Annotated in this window: 16 protein-coding genes; 7 read left to right on the top strand and 9 right to left on the bottom strand. The window is 62.9% G+C overall.

Annotated elements, in window-relative coordinates; translation table 11 throughout:
• Positions 1-4: 4 nt before the first annotated feature.
• The 3 genes from BSY17_RS09500 (at position 5) to BSY17_RS09490 (ending at position 2,717) form a co-directional block, all read left to right on the top strand.
• On the top strand, positions 5-628 hold the full coding sequence (locus tag BSY17_RS09500) for a peroxiredoxin (protein ID WP_069065327.1): 624 nt from the start codon (positions 5-7) through the stop codon (positions 626-628).
• Complete coding sequence (locus BSY17_RS09495; RefSeq protein ID WP_037476456.1) at positions 625-1,011, top strand: ArsR/SmtB family transcription factor; 387 nt, start codon at positions 625-627, stop codon at positions 1,009-1,011. The genes BSY17_RS09500 and BSY17_RS09495 overlap by 4 nt, the downstream gene beginning before the upstream one ends.
• A 167-nt stretch (positions 1,012-1,178) precedes the next feature.
• Complete coding sequence (locus BSY17_RS09490) at positions 1,179-2,717, top strand: alkaline phosphatase D family protein (protein WP_069065326.1); 1,539 nt, start codon at positions 1,179-1,181, stop codon at positions 2,715-2,717.
• A 68-nt stretch (positions 2,718-2,785) separates the two neighbouring features.
• Here BSY17_RS09490 and BSY17_RS09485 read toward each other — a convergent pair whose 3' ends face one another.
• The 5 genes from BSY17_RS09485 to BSY17_RS09465 all read right to left on the bottom strand — a co-directional run bounded on the left by BSY17_RS09485 (position 2,786) and on the right by BSY17_RS09465 (position 9,909).
• Positions 2,786-4,891: a phosphocholine-specific phospholipase C gene (locus BSY17_RS09485; RefSeq protein WP_069065325.1), complete on the bottom strand. Its 2,106-nt coding sequence runs from the start codon at positions 4,889-4,891 to the stop codon at positions 2,786-2,788.
• A 27-nt stretch (positions 4,892-4,918) separates the two neighbouring features.
• The gene (gene phnE, locus BSY17_RS09480) at positions 4,919-5,920 is read right to left on the bottom strand and encodes a phosphonate ABC transporter, permease protein PhnE (RefSeq protein WP_069065324.1); all 1,002 of its coding nucleotides are present in this window, start codon (positions 5,918-5,920) and stop codon (positions 4,919-4,921) included.
• Positions 5,917-6,687 carry a phosphonate ABC transporter ATP-binding protein gene (locus tag BSY17_RS09475; protein WP_069065323.1) on the bottom strand — a complete coding sequence of 257 codons (771 nt, stop codon included), beginning with the start codon at positions 6,685-6,687 and terminating at the stop codon, positions 5,917-5,919. Before BSY17_RS09475 ends, phnE begins: the two co-directional genes overlap by 4 nt.
• Entirely contained in the window at positions 6,684-7,607 is a 924-nt protein-coding gene (locus BSY17_RS09470; protein ID WP_069065322.1) for a phosphate/phosphite/phosphonate ABC transporter substrate-binding protein, read from the bottom strand. The genes BSY17_RS09475 and BSY17_RS09470 overlap by 4 nt, the downstream gene beginning before the upstream one ends.
• Positions 7,608-7,698: 91 nt before the next feature.
• Positions 7,699-9,909: a TonB-dependent receptor plug domain-containing protein gene (locus BSY17_RS09465; RefSeq protein ID WP_069065321.1), complete on the bottom strand. Its 2,211-nt coding sequence runs from the start codon at positions 9,907-9,909 to the stop codon at positions 7,699-7,701.
• 272 nt (positions 9,910-10,181) lie between these two features.
• On the opposite strand from BSY17_RS09465, the gene BSY17_RS09460 reads away from it, so the two are divergent.
• Positions 10,182-11,078 carry a MurR/RpiR family transcriptional regulator gene (locus BSY17_RS09460; protein ID WP_037476176.1) on the top strand — a complete coding sequence of 299 codons (897 nt, stop codon included), beginning with the start codon at positions 10,182-10,184 and terminating at the stop codon, positions 11,076-11,078.
• A 13-nt stretch (positions 11,079-11,091) separates the two neighbouring features.
• Here the strand turns inward: BSY17_RS09460 and BSY17_RS09455 are convergent, their stop codons facing one another.
• The 3 genes from BSY17_RS09455 to BSY17_RS09445 all read right to left on the bottom strand — a co-directional run bounded on the left by BSY17_RS09455 (position 11,092) and on the right by BSY17_RS09445 (position 14,093).
• The gene (locus BSY17_RS09455; protein WP_052027691.1) at positions 11,092-11,856 is read right to left on the bottom strand and encodes an HAD-IIA family hydrolase; all 765 of its coding nucleotides are present in this window, start codon (positions 11,854-11,856) and stop codon (positions 11,092-11,094) included.
• A 190-nt stretch (positions 11,857-12,046) separates the two neighbouring features.
• Positions 12,047-13,450 carry a sensor histidine kinase gene (locus BSY17_RS09450; RefSeq protein WP_069065320.1) on the bottom strand — a complete coding sequence of 468 codons (1,404 nt, stop codon included), beginning with the start codon at positions 13,448-13,450 and terminating at the stop codon, positions 12,047-12,049.
• Positions 13,440-14,093 carry a response regulator gene (locus BSY17_RS09445; RefSeq protein ID WP_083217191.1) on the bottom strand — a complete coding sequence of 218 codons (654 nt, stop codon included), beginning with the start codon at positions 14,091-14,093 and terminating at the stop codon, positions 13,440-13,442. Before BSY17_RS09445 ends, BSY17_RS09450 begins: the two co-directional genes overlap by 11 nt.
• A 109-nt stretch (positions 14,094-14,202) precedes the next feature.
• Here BSY17_RS09445 and BSY17_RS09440 point away from each other — a divergent pair, with 109 nt between their 5' ends.
• Genes BSY17_RS09440 through BSY17_RS09430 form a run of 3 tightly spaced genes read left to right on the top strand, consistent with a single transcriptional unit; the run spans position 14,203 to position 18,105 of the window.
• The gene (locus BSY17_RS09440) at positions 14,203-15,291 is read left to right on the top strand and encodes an ABC transporter substrate-binding protein (protein ID WP_069065319.1); all 1,089 of its coding nucleotides are present in this window, start codon (positions 14,203-14,205) and stop codon (positions 15,289-15,291) included.
• Positions 15,288-16,769: an OprO/OprP family phosphate-selective porin gene (locus BSY17_RS09435; protein WP_069065318.1), complete on the top strand. Its 1,482-nt coding sequence runs from the start codon at positions 15,288-15,290 to the stop codon at positions 16,767-16,769. Before BSY17_RS09440 ends, BSY17_RS09435 begins: the two co-directional genes overlap by 4 nt.
• A gap of 34 nt (positions 16,770-16,803) precedes the next feature.
• Positions 16,804-18,105, top strand: a complete 1,302-nt coding sequence (locus tag BSY17_RS09430) for a CitMHS family transporter (protein WP_069065317.1) — start codon at positions 16,804-16,806, stop codon at positions 18,103-18,105.
• A 62-nt stretch (positions 18,106-18,167) separates the two neighbouring features.
• On the opposite strand, the gene BSY17_RS09425 is transcribed toward BSY17_RS09430, so the two are convergent.
• Positions 18,168-18,506: a hypothetical protein gene (locus tag BSY17_RS09425; RefSeq protein ID WP_069065316.1), complete on the bottom strand. Its 339-nt coding sequence runs from the start codon at positions 18,504-18,506 to the stop codon at positions 18,168-18,170.
• Between the last annotated feature and the right edge of the window lie 431 nt (positions 18,507-18,937).

Raw genomic sequence — 18,937 nt, 5'->3', positions numbered from 1 at the left:
AGGCATGAACGAAGTGATGACAGATGGACGGCGGCCGGTGCGGATCGGCGACATGGCCCCCGATTTCCGTGCCCGATCAACAAAGGGCGATTTTCAACTCTCGGCGCTGCGTGGCCAATGGGTGATCTTCTTTTCGCACCCCGCCGATTTCACGCCGGTATGCAGCACCGAGTTCGCCGCGCTGGCGCGGCGTCAGTCGGAGTTCGACGCGCTCGATTGCAGGCTGGTCGGCCTGTCGGTGGACAGCCTTTACGCCCATCTCGCCTGGGTTCGCGCATTGCGCGATCTGTTCGGCGTGGGAATCGACTTTCCCATCATCGAAGATCCCAGCATGGCGGTGGGCCGTGCCTATGGCATGATCGATGATGCCGCCGTCGACAGCATGGCCATGCGCTCGACCTTCTTCATCGATCCGCAGGGGGCCGTTCGCGCGACGACCTGCTATCCGCATAATGTCGGCCGCTCGGTGGACGAGATGCTGCGCCTGTTGCGCGCGTTGCAGCGGGTCGATGGCGCAAGCAGCCTGACGCCTGAGGGCTGGACGGACGGTCAGCCGCTATTGCTGCCCGCCGCTGACGGGACCGATGCAGCACCCGACTGGTTCTGCCGGTTCGAGGCGTCCGCATGAGCGCGCTTTATGTGGATCGCGACGCCGCGGCGTTGGCCGCTGAAAAGATCAAGGTCTTCGCCCAGCCGCAGCGGTTGATGATCCTGTCCTGCCTGCTGCGCGGCGAACGCAATGTCGGCGAGATCGCCGAGATCACGGGCATCGGCCAGCCCGCGCTCAGCCAGCAACTGGCCGAACTGCGCCGCGCCGACCTGGTGCAGAACCGCAAGGAGGCCAAGCAGGTCTGGTATATGCTCGCCGACGATGGCGTGGCGCTCTGCGTCCGCACGATCGAGGCAATATTCGCAGGCGATGGCGCACCGTCTTTGCCAACCGTCGAACCGACATCCTTACCCGCGCCGACGATCGACGGTGTGGCGGCCTTTGCCCGCATTATACACTAGGCGCGTTCGCCGGTCCGACCCCATTTTGGCTTGGCGACATAGGAGATAGCGGAACAAATCAGATCCTACTCCATGCACGGATATGTATAATTCTCACATAAATATGCAATGATATTGAGTATATTTCACTCTTGGCCAGCATCCGCTGTCTGCAGGGGAGATTCCATATGCTCACACGTCGCCTGTTTCTGGGAGCGTCGACCGCCACCGCGCTTCTAACATCGTCCCTGGTGCGCGCGCAGATCAAGGTGAATCCGTTCACACTGGGCATCGCGTCCGGCGCGCCGCGTGATACCAGTGTGATCCTGTGGACCCGGCTTGCGCCCGACCCGCTGAAAGGCGGCGGCATGCCGTCGAGCGACGTGCCGGTCCGCTACCGGGTCTGGGCCGATGCGGAACAGCGCAGGCTTGTCCGCGAGAGTGAGGCTGTTGCGCGCGCGAGCGAAGGCCATTCGGTGCATGCGCTGATCGAGGGACTGCAGCCGGGTCGCGAATATTGGTATCAGTTTACGGTGGGTGATTTCGAGACGGCTATCGGCCGGACCCGCACCAGCGATCGCCGCGATCCGTCGGTCAAACTGGCGGTCGCCAGCTGTCAATCCTGGCAGAGCGGCTATTTCAACGCCTTTGCCGATATGGCCGCCTGGGCGCCGGACTGCGTGATCCATGTCGGCGATTATATCTATGAAGGGGGTATCAGCCCGCTGGGCGAGCGTCGCGTCGACCTGGCCGGAGAACAGCGCGTCTTCCGCACCGTGCGTCAGCATAATAGCGCGGAAATCGTGAGCCTTTGGGATTATCGCAACCGCTATGCGCTCTACAATTCTGACCCCGCGCTCCAGGCGGCGCGGGCGGCCAGCCCGTGGATCGTCGCCATGGACGATCATGAAATCGACAATAATTGGGCAGGCGATACGCCGCAGGATCCCGAAGCGCAGACGCCGCTGGAATGGAAGGTCCGCAAACTGGCCGCCTTGAAGGCCTATTATGAGCATATGCCGATCGAAAAGCCGCCGATCATCGACGGGATCGAGAGCAGTCTGCAGATGTATGGTCTGTATCGCTTTGGCCCGGCGCAGGTGCATCTGCTCGACACCCGCCAGTTTCGCGCCGATCAGGTGTGCGGTGATGGCTTTCCGGGGCAAGTGCCGTGCGCGGAAGCGGCTCGTCCCGACCGGTCGATGCTGGGGGCGACGCAGGAACAATGGCTTTATGGGGCGCTGAAACGATCGGACGCGGCGTTCAACGTACTGGCATCTCAATGCTGGTTGTCACCCTATCGCTACAATAAGGCGCCAGAGCCTGCCGCCGTGAACTTCGACAGTTGGGATGGCTATCCTGTCGCGCGTCAGCAGTTGCTGGATGTTTTGGGCGATGGCGTGGCCAATCCCTTGGCGATCAGCGGCGATTGGCATTGTGCCGCGGCCATGACGATGCATGCCGAGCCGTTTAACGTCAAATCCCGCAGGATCGGGCATGAATTTGCCGGAACGTCGATCGCATCGGAATGTCCATGGGACGGGGCGATGGAACAATCGCGCGCCGATAACCCGCATGTGCGCCATTATAATGGCCGTCAGCGGGGCTATTGCCGGTTCGAGGTGGACGGCAAACATTGGACCACGGCCTATCGCGTGGTCGCGGACCAATATGATGCCAAGTCCGCCGTTTCGACCGAGATAGAGATGCGCGTCGCCGACCTGTAGGCCGGTCATGAAAAAGGGGGCTGGCCGATGTCTCGGCCAGCCCCCTTTTTCCGTGCCTTTGCTCGGCTTCAGGCTCGCATGAGCGGATCGCTGATGCCGTGGCGTCCGGTTTCTACCCGCCCGGCCAGGCGGATGTCCATGCCCGCCATGGCGACGGTCAGATCATACCAGTCTTCGCTCTTCGCCACTGGCCAGCGTTCGTTCGTGCTGCTGCCTCCGATCACCATGATCGCCCTGTCGGCCTGAACCCCATAGGCGTCCTTGCCCAATGTGACGTTGGCAGGCGTCGATCCATCGGAGGCCAGGCGCAGGCGCATGGCTTTGCCCGCGGCATCATAACGGGCAGTGAGGACCGGCGCGGCGGCGGCCTGCGCCAGATCGCCCGTGAAGCCCCGGACGAAGCCATTGGGCCCAAGCACGATGAGGTCGAAGCGGCCCTGATCGTTGGCGGCCCATTGATCGTTCAGCGATTTGCCCGCTTCCACCGTGTAGCGGCGCGGGATCTGATGCAGCCTGTGTCTGTCATAGACGTGGAAGACGGCACCGGCGCGTCCTTCATTGGTGAAGGTCAGGGTGAGGGCGTCCTTCGTCGCGACGGCATCGATGTGGAGGATGTAGGGCAGGGCGCGCGATCGGCGGATACCCGCTTCCTGATACATGTCCTGCGGCGCGCGCGGCGGCAGCGCCTTGGGACGGGCAAGATGATCGGCCAGGATCGCGCTGGCGGCGCTGACATCGGGCAGGTCGGGGAAAGTGGCATCGCTACTCTGGCTGAAATCGAAGCAGCTGGTCAGGTCGCCACAGACAGCGCGATGCCATGGGCTGATGCCGGGGATCGTGACACCGAAGCGTTTTTCGAGGAACTGGCCGACCGAAGTGTGATCGAATATCTCGCTGTTGACCCAGCCGCCCCGGCTCCATGGCGAAACGACATACATGGGCACGCGCGGGCCAAGCCCCCAGGGCCGTGTCGTGCCGCTCACATCGTCATCGCGCGACGTATATTTATCCTCATGATCGTCGAAATATTCGCCCGCCAGGTCGAGCGTCGCCTTGCCCGCCATCGTGCCGTCGCGATTATAGGACGGCGGCGCGGGCGGCGGCACATGGTCGAACAACCCGTCATTCTCGTCGAACGTCTGAAAGAAGACGGTCTGGCTCCACAGGTCCGGGTTGGCAGTGAGCGCGTCCAGAACCTCCGCCGTGAAGGCCGCACCTTCGATCGGGGTGGAGGCGCTGGGATGTTCCGATCGCTCCTTGGGCGGCAAGATCCAGGTTACGGCAGGCAGCGTGCCGTCCTTCACATCCTTGGCGAACTGTTCGAGCGAAAATGCGCTCATGCCGCGCTGATAGAGGGCGGAATCAGGTTTGGCATCGCGGAAGCCCTTGAAGGCGAGGCCGCCATGCATTGCGCCGGTCCAATTGTCGTTAGGGTCCTGATAGATGCGCCAGTCGACCCCGGCGGCCTCCAGCACTTCGGGGATGGTCGCCCATTCCAGCGCATTGTCGGCATAGCTATAGCCAGGCTCCGGCAGCGCGCCCTTGATCCAGCAGCGCAGATTATTGGGTTCCGAATGCGTGTCCCGGCAATTCACGCCCTTGGCCGCGATCGCGGGATCGAAGCTGGAGCCGGACCAGAAGACGATGCGATTGGGGTCGGTGCCGCTGGTGACCGAACAATGATAGGCGTCGCAGATGGTGAAGGCCTCGGCGAGCGCGAACTGGAAGGGAATATCCTGCCGTTTGTAATAGCCCATCGAATAATCGGTCTTATATTTGGGCCACAGGCCGAATTTGCCCTGATTCCAGGCAGCTTGCGCGTCAGAGAAGCTGTGCGGGGTGCCCGGAACCTTGAGCGCGTTGGTCCGCTCCGTATCCAGATGGAAGGGCGGCAGGTCGCGTGCGCCGTTGGATTGCCACCAGACCGGGCGATTGTCGGGCAGGGGGATGGGATGGCGATCGCCAAAACCCCGGACCCCTTTGAGCGTGCCGAAATAATGATCGAAGGACCGGTTTTCCTGCATCAGGATTACGATATGCTTCACGTCCTTGATCGTGCCGGTCACGCGCTTGGGCGCAATGGCCAACGCCCGCCCGATGCTGCCGGGTATGGCTGCCATGGTCCCCGCCACGCTGGCGGTCTTGAGGAAATCGCGTCTGTTCTTCAGGGACATGGCCGCTCCGATCGATAGGATGGGGGGTTATAAAAGGGATTTGCGTAGCCGTCCGGCGCTGCGATCCAGCAGCAGAACGACGATGAAGATCGCGATCAGGATGGTGCCGACATGGCCATATTCATACATGTCGTAGCGGCCCTTGAGTTCCTGACCGATGCCGCCCGCGCCCACTAGCCCGATGACGGTCGCCATGCGGACATTCCGGTCGAGGATGTAAAGCGTGTAGGCAATATACTGGGGCAGCACCTGGGGTAGGATGGCATAGCGCCACATCAGCATCTTGCCCGCGCCGATGGCGGTCAGGGCTTCCTGCGGCCGGGGGTCGGCATTTTCGGCATCGTCGGCATAGAATTTACCCAGAAAACCCGCGCCATAGAGGCCGAGCGCCAATATGCCCGCGATCGGCCCGAAACCATAGGCGATGACGAGAAACAGGGCGCTGACCAGTTCGGGAATGGCCCGGCAAAAGCCGATGATGCCGCGCGCCATCATGCGGATGGCCGCAAAGCGCATCATGTTGCGCGCGCCCAGCAACGCCAGCGGAAAGCCGATGAGGATGGCGACGATGGTGCCCCAGAGCGCGATTTCCAGCGTCTCCAGCATCTTGGCCGCGACCAGCCAGACATAGCCCAGCGGTTGCACGAGATAAGTCGTGCGGACCGGACGGCTTTCCATCCGCATCGTTTGCGGATTGATCGTTTCCGCGCGACGTTCCACGACCTCGACATGGGAAAGGAATGGCAGGTCGGTTGGATCGAAACCCTCGATCCGGCTGATCTCCTGCCGCTCGGAAAGCTGGATGGGAACGAGCTGGCCGATGGCGTTGCCAAGGCCGTCGGCGACCTGCGATCGCTCGGCCAGGCCGAATTGCACGGCAACGGCCTGGGTGGTCATCATGACCATCCGACCGATTTCGACGCGCTGGCCCGTGTACCAGAGCAGCAGGGCCGCGCCGATCAGCGCCAGTATCGTGCCGCTGCCATAGGGGCGCGGGTAGGACCAGCGGGTGGGCGCCTGCGCGGTCATGCCGGCACCGCCTGGACCGGGGTAGCTGCATCCTGCTTTGCGTAGATGCGCTTGGCGTCATAGTCGTCGAACATGGCGGGTGGCCCGTCGAACACGACCCGGCCACCCTGCAAGGCGACGATCCGGTCGGCATAGTCGCGCGCCAGATCGACCTGATGCAGGCTGCACAACACGGTAGCGCCGCGTTCGCGCGCCTGTGTCCGCAACAGATCCAGCACTTCGCGGCTGAGCCGGGGGTCGAGGCTGGCGACCGGTTCGTCGGCCAGGATGATGGCCGGGTCCAGCATGAAGGCGCGCGCGATGCCGACGCGCTGTTGCTGGCCACCCGACAGACGATCGGCACGGCGGGCGAGATGCGCTTCGCCCAGGCCGACAGCCGCGATGAGGGCGCAGGCCTTGGCCTGCAAGGCCGGGGTGTAAAAGCCCGATAGCGCCCGCCAAAAGGGCATGGCAGGCACCGCGCCCGCCATGACATTGGTGGCGACGCTGGCCCTGGCGGTCAGGCCATAATGTTGGTGAACCATGCCGATGCGGCGACGCAAGAAGGGCAAGGTCTTGCGATCGACCGGCTTGCCGCCCACCACCACGCGCCCGCCGGTTATGGCGGACAAGCCATTGACGGTGCGCAGCAGTGTGGACTTTCCGGCACCCGAATGGCCCAGCACGACGCAAAATTGCCCCGCAGGGACCGTGAAGGACACACCATCCAGCGCGCATGTGCCGTCGGGATAATGAACGGTGGTGCTATCGAAACGAATATCCATCATCGTTGCGCCGATTTCTTGAGGATTTCCGCCTTCAGCGCATCGCTGACCATCGCCATCTTCTGCGCGGCGGGGGTGAATTTGGCGGCGGGGAAATGGGCGTCATAGCCATCGACCTGCCCCCCGCCATAGCCCCGGATCATCTCTTGCGTGATGCCGGGTTCATGGGCGATATTCTGGAATGCGGATTGCAGCTGGTTGCGGGTCGCGGCCGGTAGTTTGCTGTTCACGACCAAGGGGGGGTAGGGAATGGGATCGCTGCGCGCGATGATCTTCACATCGCGAACGCCCGGCACATTCTCCCGCACCGCTTTTTCATAGCTTTCGAAGGAGAGGGCTGCGACGTCGACCTGCCCCTGCAACAAGGCGGCGAGGCTGCTGGCATGGCTGCCGGTCAGGCGAACCTCTTTCAGATCCTTGGCCGGATCGATCCCCGCATCCATCAACATGGTCATCGGGAAAATGAAGGAAGAGGTCGAATTGACGTCGCCAAAGGCCACGCGCTTGCCCCGCACGTCGGCGGCGGTGGCGATGGCGGCGTCCTTGTGTGCGAATAGCCCGGCATAATAGACTGAGGCACCGGATTTGACCGCCACCGCCAGCAATTCGGCGCAACCGCGATCCTTCGCCTGCAAATAGGTGACGGGGCCGACAAAGGCGATGTCGGCCGCGCCGTTGCACATTCCCTCGACCACCGCGCCGTAGGATTGTGCGACCTTCAGGTCGAAGGTCAGGCCCGTGTTACGGGACACGGCGTTGAAAATCGGCTGGTAGTCCGCCAGCGTCCCGCTTTCCGTGCCGCCATCGGCGGGAATGAGCAGAACGTGCAAGGCTTGCGTCTTCTGGCTTTGCCGGGTCGCCCAGAACAGGCCCACCCCGCCCGCCATCAGCACCAAGATCGCCGCGATCATCCACCGTTTCATATGCACATCCTTCCTATCCCGCTCCATAGGAGCAGCGGGCGGGATAGGCGTGGGCTGTGACATGGCGGTGAATGCTCCCCAAGGCGTGCGGTCAGAAGCTGGTGGTGAAGGAGGCGTAGACCGCGCGGGGTTTGCCCTCGAATTCATAGCCGTAGAAATAGGCGTCGCTGTTCGCCGCAATTTCGCCGCGCAGGAAGGCCGAACTGAAGCGCATATTACCGTAGCCATAGCGTTCGGCATATTTGGTGTTGGTGATGTTGACGACGCGAAGCTGGAAGCGGTGCTGCCGCTCGTCGCCTGCCCAATAGGCGATCGACCCGTTCATGACGAAGTAATTACCGAAATTGTTGCGGAACCGGGCGGCCATGCTGCCATCGGGTTGGCGGACATTGCCGCCGCCGGTCGCATATTCCGGCCCCTGATAGCGCGGCAGCAAGGTGACGTGGAACCGGTCATTCGCGCTGTGCCAGGCGACATTGCCGGTGATCATATATTCGGGCGTCTCGTTGATCTGAAGATCGGTGTCCGCGAGGCGCGCCTGTTGTTTCGTGTAGTTGATGTTGGCCGTGAACTGCTTGCCCAGGATGAAATCCATGTCCGCGGTGATGCCACGGATTTCGGTGACGGCGCTGTTGTTGAACCATGTGTTGGGCGTCAGGCCGGATGTGCCCTGGATACGGTTGCTGATGTCGGTGCGGAACGCGCCAATCTCGGCATTGATCTGCACGCCGCCGAAGGCTTTGCTGAACCCCACCGCGCCATTGTAGGTTTCGGTCGTTTCGGTCTGCAGGTTGGGGTTGCCGACCTGGGTCGGACTGACCGAGAAAAGCTCGTTGGTGCGCGGTAGGCTGTAGGATGTGCCGCCGTTGCCACGGATGTAGAAGGGCCCGATCGGCTGGCGGAAGCCGAATTTCCAGATGGTCTTGGAATCGAAGCTCTTGGCGAAATCGGTGCGGACCGCGAGTGAAATCTTGGTATCCGGGCTGAAGGGGATGACCGGCCGCGCGTCGAGATAAAGACCCGTGATCGTGGTCGAGGCATCGCCGACCGGGAAGACCGGATCGGAGTCATCCTTGTAGGATACGACCTGCACCCCCGCGACGAACTCCACCAGCTTGGGGAAGGTGAAGGTGTTGCGGAAATTCAGACCCCGCTCCTGAAATCCGCCAACCTTGGAGTCCGCGCCGAACCCCTTGTTGGGATAGGGGGTCGAGCGACCCGTGGCGTCGCCGAAGCGGATTGGCTGGCCCTTCACATCGACGCACCCTGCGCGATTGGTGCAGGTTTCGGCGAAGGTTTCGGTATTGTTGAGCCGTGGGTTGCTCCAATAACCGGTCAGTTCGGTGTAGATCGCATCGGACCAGCGCCGGTCGATCGAGAAATCGATGATCGGGTAGCGGACCCGGTTCGGCGAGAAGGTTTCATTGTCCGGGAACGGATCCTGAAATTCGATCTGTGTATATTGGCCGTTGAGCCTGAAGTTGGTGTCGTCGTCGATCTTCCAGAGATATTTGATGCCGATATTGTTGCGGTTGAGCGGATATTTCTGGATGCCGCCAGCCTTGGCCACATTGTCGACATAGCTTTCCGGCGCGAAGATGCGCGGGCCGTCGGTCTGCTGGCTGCTGCCATAGACCATGAAACTATGCCGCCCTTCGGCGTCCAGCGCGAATTTGGCGTTGCCCCACAATTCGCGCGAATTGAACTCGCCATAGCTTGCGCCCAATTCCACCTTGTTGGTGCCGTCGGGGCGCTTGGTGACCAGGCTGATGACGCCGATGCCGCCGTTCGATCCGAAGAACAGGCTGTTGCCGCCGCGGAAAACTTCGACCCGTTCGATCATGTGCGGGTCGATCGTCGTCGATCCCCAAATATCTTCCAGCGCCGGGCCACGATCGTACAGCGGCACGCCATCGAGGACGACGAGCGTGTCGCGGTCGCCGCCGCCGTCGAGGCGAATGGTATATTCGCCCTCGTCCGGCGAATAGCCGATATTGGCACCCTTGATGAGGAACTGGGCCAGTTCCGCGAAGTTGCTGGCACCGCTCGCGGCGATCGCTTCGGAACTGACGATCTGGATATTGTTGCCAAAGGCGATGGCATCGGCCGCCACTTTGGTCGCTTCGACGCGCTGGCCGGTCACGATGATCGATGAAGCAGCAGCCTCGGCTTCGGCGGTTGCTTCGGCAGCGGCGGGTGCCTGGGCGATGGCCGTTGTCGGCAGCAGGCTGGCCCCCAGCAACAGGCCAAGATGCACCGCGCCGAATTTCGATCGGCCGTAAGGACGTGAATGCTTCACCATGACAATACCCCCAAAAATGTTCGGGTTGCCGGGGCAGCAGCATGTCGTGGAACCGACTCGATGCTGCAGCGCGTCAACCGCTTGCAGGGGTCAAGTAGGAGGCTGATGTGACAGTTGAATGAACATTACTCAATTTTATATCGCATTAAAAATGAGTTTGCTGTGGTGGGAAGGCAAGCAGCGTTGAGCCCGATTAAAATACACTCAATTTTGCAGGGCGACGAAATGCTGTTAGAGGTGGTTCGCGCCCGCGCTCGCCATTCAGGACTCTCATGACAGCCCCTACCCCCAAACGCCGTGCCCTGCCGACCACCGACAATGGTCCCATCGACAACACGCTCAATCGCATTCGCGTGGCCCAGCCGGGCATGGCGAAGGGGGCGAGCCGGATCGCCGATTATATCCTCGCCCAGCCCGAAAAGATCGTCGGCATGTCGGTGACCGAATTGTCCGAAGAGACGGGCGTGAGCGAAGGCAGCATCATCAATTTCTGTCGCGGTATCGGCCTGTCCGGCTTCCAGCAGATGAAGCTCAGCCTGGCCCAGGAAATCGTGCAACCGGTCCAGTTCATCCACGAAGATGTCACGCGCGATGATGACATGGACACGATCTGCCGGAAGGTATTTCATTCCGGCATTCAGGCCTTGCGCGATTCGTTGTCGGTGCTGGACCCCACCGCGCTGTCCCGCGCGGTCGACATGATCCGCGCGGCCAAGCGCGTGGAAGTCTATGGCATCGGCTCGTCCGCGCCGATCGCCGAGGACACGCATTATCGCATGTTGCGCATCGGCCTCGACGCGCGGGTGGTGGTCGATAGCCATGTGCAGGCGATCTGCGCATCCCGATGCGACCCCGATGTCGTCGTGCTGACCATCTCGCACAGCGGCGCCACGCATGAGACCGTGGCGGCCACCCGGCTGGCCAGGGAGGCGGGCGCGAAAACCATCGTCATCACCAATTTCGCCCGTTCGCCAATCCAGGCCTATGCCGACCTGGTCCTGTTCACCATGGCGCGCGAGACGAGTTTTCGCACCGAGGCGATGACCAGCCGGATCGCGCAGCTCTGCGTGGTCGATGCGCTGATCGCGGCCTTGGCGCTGGCGGATTATGAGCGCTCGACCGAGACGCTGCGCCAGACGTTCGACGTTCTGTCGATCAAGCGCTTTTGAGGCGCAACGCCGCTTACCAGTTGAGGATGTCGTCCAGGGTCAGCCCGGCATCCGGCCCGATGAGTATGGGGTAGATGCCATAATCGATCGCGCCTTTTCCGTCCGTTTCCGGATTGTCGCCGATCATCACGGCGTCATGCGGTGCGACGCCAGCGACTTCACAAGCGCGCGCAAACAGGAGGGGGCCGGGTTTGCCGACCGTCACCATAGGAGCAGTCGGTACACAGGCCAGCAAGGCCGCGAGCATCGCCCCGGTTTCCGGCACGATATGGCCATCGGGTCCGGGATGCGTCGTATCGACATTGGCGACGATCAGCTTCGCGCCTCGCTGCAGAGCGTTCGCTGCACGGCATAATTTGGCATAGGTAAAGCGCGTGTCGCGCGTCAGCAGGATCTGATCCGGCGCGTCCCGCACAAGCGTCAGCCCCATCTGCCGGGCATAGGCTTTGATCCGCGTCGTTCCGAGCAGCAAGGTGCGGGCCTCCGGCGTCTGCATGGCCAGGCGTACCGCTTCCGCACCGGCAAGGATGATCCGATCCGGCGCGATATGGACATTCGCCTGGTTCAATATGCGCATGAAATCTTCGGGCAGATGCGTCGAATTGTTGGACAGAATGACGACGCGATCCGCATGCCGCTCCAACAGCGTGCGCGCCGCCGGGATCAGAGTGTTGCCGATCATCACACAGCCGTCCCAGTCGAGGAATATGGCGGCGGCATTGTCGAAAGCGCATTTCGGCGATGGGGAAGAGGATGCCCCATATCGCATAATCTTCATTTGCATGAGCGACCCTTTGGCAACCTGCCTCCGAAATACTCATATATTGCATGTTGTAAAGTGAGATTATCTCAAAATAAGTTAGTGCTTATATCGTTTAAGAGGCGTTACATACCATCAGACACACTCGCTAGGGTCTCGCCGTGATGCCCTGTAAAAGCACAGGGTGAATGGGGCCTGTTCGGCGATATCAGCCTGTAGGAAATCGTATGACGATCGCCGTTCCGACCCGCATATCACCCAATGCGACGTGGGCACCCATGCGTTGCGCGGCAGATCGCACGATGGCCAGGCCAAGGCCCGTGCCATCAGGCCCCTGCGCGCCGCCCAGCCGGACGAAACGCTCGAAGATCGCTTCCCGTTTGTCAGGCGGTATGCCGGGGCCGTCGTCACGGACGGCCAGCAGCGTTTCGCCCTGCCGCCGCGACAAGGTGATCGATACGGTGCCACCGCGACGGTTGTAGCGGATGCCATTGTCGATGAGGTTCGCGATGATCTCGAACGCCAAAGTGCGGTGGCCGGATATGCCATAATCCGTCCCGTCGTTTGCCTCCAGGTTGAGTTCGACACCGGCCATGATCGCCTGGTTGATCAGGCGGCTGATCACGGCGGAACAGACTTCCTTGAGGTCGACGGCCTCCAGCGGGGCGGACACGCCCGCTTCCTCGGCGCGGGCGAGCGCGAGAAGCTGGGTCACGAGCCGTTCAAGCCGCGTCACAGCATCGCTGATCTCGTCAAGGGCGCCGCTCGATCCGCGCCGGGCCAGCGCGACCTGCACCTTTAGCACGGACAAAGGCGTGCGCATCTGGTGCGACGCATCGGCGGTGAAGCGGCGCACGCCGCCGGTCGCCGTGTCGAGCTGCGCCAGCAACTGGTTGAAGGCCGTTGCCAGCGGCTGCAACTCCCTAGGCAAGGGCCCGTTGTCGAGCGGCGAAAAATCCGGACGACTGCTCAGTTCTCGCGACTCGATCGCCTCCCGCAACCGGGCAAGCGGGCGCAGGCTCCACCCCAGCGCCGGGCGTAGCAGCAAGGCCGCCATCCCCACCAACACTAATTCTGCCAGCAGCAGCGCGCCCAACAGCCGATTGGTCAACGCCTTGCGATTGTCGAGCGTTTCGGCGATCTGCACGATGACGGGACGATCGATCCGGGGCAGCATCCGCTTCACCTCGCCGATGCGGATGTCCTGGTCACGATAGCGGGCGAAGCGGAAACGGGGCTGGTCGGTGACCAACGTTTCGGGGTCGGGCGCGGGCAGGTCGGCATAGCCGGTCAGCAATTCGCCTCCCACGGCGATGCGGTAATAGACATTGTCGCGTTCGCCATTTTCAAGCATGCCAAAGGCTGCGGGCGGCAGGTCGAGCGTCACGTCGCCCCGCTCGACCTGCACCGTTTCGGCAATGGCGCCCAGCGCGCCGCCCAAGACCCGGTCGTTAGTGCGGCGCACGACATCAGCGATCAGCGTCGCGCCGCCGATGCCGACGATCGCCGCCACCGCCAGCAACGGCCCCAACATCGCCGCCAGCAGCCGGGTGCGCAGCGCAATGGCCTGGCGCGGTACAGGGCGCGATACAGGGCGTGTCTCAGTCGGCATCGAGCATATAGCCAACGCCCCGCACCGTGCGGATGCCGGGGCCATCGGGCGCCAGCTTGCCGCGCAGCCGGGTCACATGCACCTCGATCGCATTGCCGCCCACCGGCTCATCGAAACCGAACACTTCGCCGATCAGCAATTCGCGCGGCACGACCTGGCCGACGCGGGTCGCCAGCGCGTCGAGCACCGCCAGTTCGCGGCGGCGCAAGTCCAGCGATCGCCCGGCAATGTCCGCCATGCCGGTCGAGCGGTTGATCGTCAGCGCGCCAACGACAAGTTGGGGAGTCGGATCGCCGCCGCGCCGTCGTCCCAGCGCCCGCACGCGGGCTTCCAGTTCTTCCGGCTCGAACGGCTTGCGCAGATAATCGTCCGCGCCCAGATCCAACCCGCGCACGCGGTCGTCCAGTGCATCGCGCGCCGTCAGCATCAGGACGGGCGTGCGCGCGCCCCGCCTGCGCAATTCGGCAAGCACCGTGAAGCCGTCGATATCGGGAAGGCCAACGTCCAGTATCGCCAGCGCATAGGGTTCGCTGCCGATCACGGCCAAGGCATCCTCGCCGGTCGCGACATGATCGACGGCATGCCCCCCTGCGCGGAGCAATGCCGAAAGGCTGCGCGCCAGCGCTGCGTCGTCCTCGATGATCAAAATGCGAATGGGGCACCGGTTGCTGAAAGGTTGATGACAGGTTCCTTTTGTATCCCACCCTCGCATCTTATCCGAACATAGAGGCGGAAAGCGAGGAGATGGAGCGATGCGATGGGTTATTCTGAAGATAGCGATACTGGCAAGCCTGGCCGTGCCAGCCATCCCGGCGCGTGCGCAGCAGCGCCCGACCGGCTATCCGCGTTCCTATGATCAGCTGATCGCCGCCGCGCGCGTCGAGCGGCAGGTCAGCGTCTACGCCAATGCCGACCGGGCGGAGATGGTGCCGATCATCCTCGCCTTCCAACGCCGCTATCCCGGCGTCACCGTCAATTATGCCGACCTGGGCTCGGCCGAAATTTCCCGCCGCTTCATGGCCGAAACACGCGCGCGAAAGCCGTCGGCCGATCTGGTCTGGTCGTCGGCGATGGATCTGCAGGGCAAGCTGATCAACGATGGCTTCGCGCAGGCCTATGCCAGCCCGGAAAAGCCCGCTCTGCCAGCGTCGGCGGTGTGGAAGAATATGGGCTTTGGCGTCACGGCCGAACCGATCGGCTACGTCTACAACAAGAAGGCGATCCCACCGGCACGGGTGCCCCGCACCCATGCCGCACTCGAAGCGCTGTTGCGGCGCGACCGCCGCGCGCTGACGGGCAAGGTCACGACCTTCGATCCGGCGCTGTCCAATGTCGGTTATCTGTACCTGACCGAAGATTTCGCGATCACGCGCGATACCCGGTTGCTGGTCGAGGCGATGGCTGCGACCCGGCCCGTGCTGGCCACGACGACGGAAGCGATGTTGCGCGCGGTGGCGCAAGGGCGGCAGGCGATCGCCTATAATGTCATCGGCTCCTACGCGCTGGAGCGGGCGCGGCGGGATCCGCGGATCGGCGTGGTCTTCCCGCAGGACTATACGATCGTCACCTCGCGCATCGCCTTCATCGCGCGGGAGGCGCGCCATCCGGCAGCGGCAAAGCTGTTTCTCGATTTCCTGCTGTCGCGCCAGGGGCAATCGCTGCTGGCCCAGCACAGCCTATGGCCGGTGCGGACGGACATCCGCGCCCGCCGCCTGCCCGCTGGCCAGGCCCGACCGATCCGGGTCGGCCCCCAGCTTCTCGTCAATCTCGATCGCGTCAAACGCCAGCGTTTCCTGCGCGATTGGAACGATATTCTCGCCGCCGGAGCCAAAAGCCAATGACCTCGTCCTTCCTGCGCGGCGGTTGTGCCGCGCTGGCGCTGATCGCCGCCACGCCCGCTCTGGCCCAGGCGCCGAGTAACGCCGACCTGGCGGATCTGGTGCGCGCGCAAGCGGCAGAGATCGCCATGCTGAAAGCGCGGCTCGACAAGCTGGAAGGACAGACGGCCGCCACGGCTGCGCCACAGGCCATGGCCGCGCCGCAAATGGCGCAGCAGCAAGCCACGCCGCCGCCGATGATCGTCAGCCCGTTCGCCCCGCAGATCGTGCCGCCTGGTCCTGCCGATATCGACGTGGCACAAGCGCGCGCCATCGCAGCCGCCGAAGTCGGCCTGAAGACCGAATGGGGCGCGGGCCTGCCGGTATTCCGCAGCGCCGACGGCATATTCACCTACAAGCCGCGCGGCCGCATTCTGGTGGACGTCAGTTCGACCATGGGTTCGCGCTATAACGGGCGCAACACCACCACGACGGGCATGCGCGCGCTGCGCCTGGGTCTGGAAGGCGGCGTCGGCCCGCATTTTTTCTACCAGTTCGAAACCGATTTCTCCGAAAATGAAGTCGATATCGTCACTGCCTTCATGGGGTGGCGCAACAAGATCAGCACCAATGTCGATTATGACGTGCGCGTCGGCCACCTGTTCAACGACCGCGCGTTCGAAGGCAGCACCGGCTCTGACTCCACGCCCTTCCTGGAGCGTGGCACGGTATCGACCGCCATCATTCCACAGCGCGGCTTCTACGGCATCGGCATCATGGGCCGGATGTTCGGCCCCAACTGGCACGCATCGGTCGCCGTCACTGGGGACCGGGTCGACGGCCAGCAGGCGACGAACGACAGCCGCACCGTTTCGGCACGCGCGCACTGGAACCCGGTCAAGACTGACAAGACTCTATTGCATCTGGGCGCATGGGGCTTCGACGAAGCCTTGTCGAACGCCGCGACCGTCCTGACGCGCAGCACCGTGATCGGCGGACGCTTCAACGGCGCTGTGCGGGTCAGTACTGGCGATCTGCTCGGCGGCCGGTCCACCACTGGCTATGGCGTCGAACTGGGCGGCTATAGCGGCGGCCTGTGGGTGATGGGCGAAGCGGGCCAGCGCATCGCCCGGCTCGATGCCGGTCGGCCTGATTTCCATAGCAAAGCGTGGAGCGTATCGACCGGCTTCTTCCTGACTGGCGAACTGCCGCCCTATAACCCGCGCCTCGGCAGCTTTGGCCAGCCCAATGTGCTCGATCCAGTGCTCGATGGCGGCACCGGTGCGATCGAGCTGACCGCACGCTATGAAAATCTCGACTATACCGATCTGGCCCTGGGCGGCGAGGGTTGGGCCGCGACCGTAGGGGTCAACTGGTATCTCAACAGCTTCACCCGCTTTCAGCTCAACGGCATCCAGTGGCACAGCGAAAATCGCGCCGGCACTTACACCGGCAGCGACGATGGCCAGACCATCTCCGCCCGCGTCGGCGTGACCTTCTAATCCCCCTTCCTCCAGTTCTTTCAAGGACGCAGCGATGAACCTCGCCCTGCTCGGCTTTCTCATGGTCGCCACATTCATGACGCTGATCATGACCAAGAAGATGACGCCGCTGGTTGCGCTGATCGTCATTCCCTCCGTCTTCGGTGTCATCGCCGGGCAATCGGCGGGGTTGGGCGACATGATGATCGAGGGTATCAAGAATTTGGCGCCGACCGGCGTCATGCTGCTGTTCGCGATCCTCTTCTTTTCGATCATGACCGACACCGGCCTGTTCGATCCGCTGGTCGTGCGGCTGATCCGCATCGTCCATGGTGATCCGATGCTGATCCTGATCGGCAGCGTGGTGCTGTGCGCACTCGTCAGCCTCGATGGCGACGGATCGACGACCTACATCATCACGATCGCCGCCTTGCTGCCGCTGTACAAAAGGTTCGGGATGAACCGGCTCTATCTATGCTGCCTGCTGATGGTGACCAGCGGCGTGATGAACCTGACGCCATGGGGCGGGCCGACCGCCCGTGCCGCAAGCGCCCTGAAGCTGGACCCGGCCACCCTGTTCCTGCCGCTGATCCCTGGCATGATCGCGGGCCTCGCCTTTCTGGTCGGCCTTGCGGTCTGGTTCGGGCGGAAGGAACGCCGCCGCCTGGGCCATGTCAGCGTCCAGCAATCGCATGACATCGCCGATCTTGCGGTCTCGCAATATCCGCAGGCGCGCCGCCCGCGCCTGATCTGGTTCAACGGTGCGCTGGTCGTGGCGTTGCTCACCCTGCTGGTCTGGGGACTGCTGCCGCTGTCGGTCCTGATGATGATCGCTTTCGCCATCGCCATGATCGTCAATTATCCGGGCGTTGCCGAGCAGAAGGAGCGGATCGCCGCCCATGCCGGCAATGTCCTGTCCGTCGTCTCCCTCATTTTCGCGGCGGGCATCTTCACCGGCATATTGGGGGGCACGGGCATGGTCGAGGCGATGAGCAAGGAAGTCGTCGGCTTCATTCCACCTGCGCTCGGCCCCTATATGGCGCCGATCACGGCGCTGCTCAGCCTGCCCTTCACCTTCTTCATTTCCAACGACGCCTTTTATTTCGGCATGCTGCCCATCCTGGCCGAAGCGGGTGCCCATTATGGCGTGGAGCCGATGGCCATCGCCCGCGCATCGCTGATGGGGCAGCCTGTCCATCTGCTCAGCCCGCTGGTCCCGTCCACCTATTTGCTGGTCAGCCTGGCCGGTATCGACCTGGCCGACCATCAGCGCTTCACCCTGCTGCCCGCGGCGGCGGTGTGCATCGTCATGACGCTGGTGGGCATGATCGCGCTGGCTTTCCCCTTTGTCGCCTGACGCAACCGGCGCGCCTGAGCTGGTCGACTGAACAACAGGCGCGCCGGCGCAGCGGCGCTGCCTTATCGCTGTTTCTTGGCCATCGTCGCGGTGAAATCGGGATCCTTGTTCGCCACCCAATCGACGAATTTGCGGATGTTGGGATTGTCCAGCAGGCCATCCACTACCATCCCGTGGCGCTGCAGTTCGGAATTGGTGAAATTCGCGATCAATGTCTGCTGGCATATGGGATGCATGGGAACGACGTCCCGCCCGCCCCGGCTCTTGGGCACGGGATGATGCCACACGATGGTCTTGCCCGTCGGCCGACCGCACAGCCAGCAAGGAGCCGCCGGCGCAGGGGCCTCCTCCTCGACATGCGAGTCATCATAGGAACCATGTTTCGAATGTTTGCGGGCCATCATCTACCTGAATGTCGTAAGATTATGCATCGCCCGTAGAACCACCACGGCGACATTACCACATCGGACATGCAGGCGCTGCCCTTTGCATCAATGCCATGTCCAACAAGACGCATTTTGCTTGGCTGGCTTATTTTCAGGCCGGACCTAGCGGTGAACCCTTTGGACTGGGGACTGCGTATAAAATAACCCCGCCGGAGCTAGCTCACGGCGGGGCCAAGGTTCAGGGAGATGTCGCTCCAAAGGGGGAAAGAAGCGACACCCTATATCTAGGGTCACCGGCAAGCGTTTCAAGGCCTTAGCTTCCAATGCCTCGTTCCACAGGGCGGTTCGCGTGGGGCGCAGCGTTTCCGGTCGCTTTGCGGCATCGCGCCTATGCGAATGGGTAAACCGTCCCGTTGGCGCGATGCGTAAAACGGACTCTGGCCGCT

It is taken from the genome of Sphingobium sp. RAC03, from assembly GCF_001713415.1.
In the GTDB taxonomy this organism is placed as follows: domain Bacteria; phylum Pseudomonadota; class Alphaproteobacteria; order Sphingomonadales; family Sphingomonadaceae; genus Sphingobium.
Note: the sequence above shows the minus strand (reverse complement) of the source record. Positions and strands in the feature narration are given on the sequence as shown.

Excerpts from the sequence above, each read along its gene's own strand:
- BSY17_RS09490 (WP_069065326.1), top strand. The coding sequence starts at position 1,179 with ATGCTCACACGTCGCCTGTTTCTGGGAGCGTCGACCGCCACCGCGCTT.
- BSY17_RS09440 (WP_069065319.1), top strand. The coding sequence starts at position 14,203 with ATGCGATGGGTTATTCTGAAGATAGCGATACTGGCAAGCCTGGCCGTG.
- BSY17_RS09450 (WP_069065320.1), bottom strand. The coding sequence starts at position 13,450 with ATGCCGACTGAGACACGCCCTGTATCGCGCCCTGTACCGCGCCAGGCC.
- BSY17_RS09465 (WP_069065321.1), bottom strand. The coding sequence starts at position 9,909 with ATGGTGAAGCATTCACGTCCTTACGGCCGATCGAAATTCGGCGCGGTG.
- phnE (WP_069065324.1), bottom strand. The coding sequence starts at position 5,920 with ATGACCGCGCAGGCGCCCACCCGCTGGTCCTACCCGCGCCCCTATGGC.
- BSY17_RS09455 (WP_052027691.1), bottom strand. The coding sequence starts at position 11,856 with ATGAAGATTATGCGATATGGGGCATCCTCTTCCCCATCGCCGAAATGC.
- BSY17_RS09430 (WP_069065317.1), top strand. The coding sequence starts at position 16,804 with ATGAACCTCGCCCTGCTCGGCTTTCTCATGGTCGCCACATTCATGACG.
- BSY17_RS09500 (WP_069065327.1), top strand. The coding sequence starts at position 5 with ATGAACGAAGTGATGACAGATGGACGGCGGCCGGTGCGGATCGGCGAC.
- BSY17_RS09475 (WP_069065323.1), bottom strand. The coding sequence starts at position 6,687 with ATGATGGATATTCGTTTCGATAGCACCACCGTTCATTATCCCGACGGC.
- BSY17_RS09435 (WP_069065318.1), top strand. The coding sequence starts at position 15,288 with ATGACCTCGTCCTTCCTGCGCGGCGGTTGTGCCGCGCTGGCGCTGATC.
- BSY17_RS09460 (WP_037476176.1), top strand. The coding sequence starts at position 10,182 with ATGACAGCCCCTACCCCCAAACGCCGTGCCCTGCCGACCACCGACAAT.
- BSY17_RS09495 (WP_037476456.1), top strand. The coding sequence starts at position 625 with ATGAGCGCGCTTTATGTGGATCGCGACGCCGCGGCGTTGGCCGCTGAA.
- BSY17_RS09425 (WP_069065316.1), bottom strand. The coding sequence starts at position 18,506 with ATGGCCCGCAAACATTCGAAACATGGTTCCTATGATGACTCGCATGTC.
- BSY17_RS09485 (WP_069065325.1), bottom strand. The coding sequence starts at position 4,891 with ATGTCCCTGAAGAACAGACGCGATTTCCTCAAGACCGCCAGCGTGGCG.
- BSY17_RS09470 (WP_069065322.1), bottom strand. The coding sequence starts at position 7,607 with ATGAAACGGTGGATGATCGCGGCGATCTTGGTGCTGATGGCGGGCGGG.